Consider the following 790-nt stretch of genomic DNA (forward strand, 5'->3'; position numbering starts at 1 on the left):
TTCTTGATATTATGATGCCGGTAATGGATGGAATTGAAGTGTGTAGGAGAATACGAGAGGATTATAATATTCCTATTATGTTTTTAAGTGCGAAAACTACAGATGTAGATAAAGTCATCGGATTAAGTACAGGAGCAGACGATTATATTGAGAAGCCATTTAGTGTAATTGAGCTGATAGCACGAGTGAAAGCACAGTTAAGAAGATATACGTATTTAAATCACTCTTCAAAACAAGTTTATGAGAAGAAGATACAAATTAGGGGATTAGAAATAGATGAGGCTTCTAGAAAGGTAATGTTATATGGAGAAGATATTAATCTTACAAAGACAGAGTATGAAATTTTGTATCTGATGGTAACGCATCTAAACCGCGTATTTACACTAGAAGAAATTTATGAAAGTGTTTGGCGAGAAACAGCCTATGAAAGCAGTAATACTGTTATGGTTCATCTAGCAAGATTAAGAGGGAAGATAGAAGTGAATCCAAGAGAATCAAAATTTATCCAAAATGTATGGGGAGTAGGATATAAAATTGAGAGCTAAACTATTTCAAGGGTTACGAATGAAGATTTTTTTCATTTTTATATGCAGTATTGTATTAGCGACCTTATGTATTGTATTCTTTCAAAATGCTATTAGTCATGTATATGGAAATATAGCGGAATTGGAGGAGAAGTACTCTTTTATATATTTTGTTATTTTTCTTATCTTCACTTCATTCTTTTTCTTTCTATTATCAAAGAATATGATAACGAGATTAGAAGAAATTAATCAAAATGTAAAAGAAA

Annotated in this window: 1 protein-coding gene and 1 pseudogene; both read left to right on the forward strand. The window is 30.9% G+C overall.

Translation table 11 applies throughout. The features are described from left to right. Positions 1-545, forward strand: a 545-nt coding sequence (locus V7024_RS20425) for a response regulator transcription factor (RefSeq protein ID WP_335523294.1), incomplete at its 5' end; no start/stop codon positions are given. Between the two features lie 19 nt (positions 546-564). Beyond that, positions 565-790, forward strand: a pseudogene (locus V7024_RS20430) (sensor histidine kinase); the annotation flags it as partial.

The organism is Bacillus sp. JJ864 (assembly GCF_036963045.1).
GTDB lineage: Bacteria > Bacillota > Bacilli > Bacillales > Bacillaceae_G > Bacillus_A > Bacillus_A pseudomycoides_C.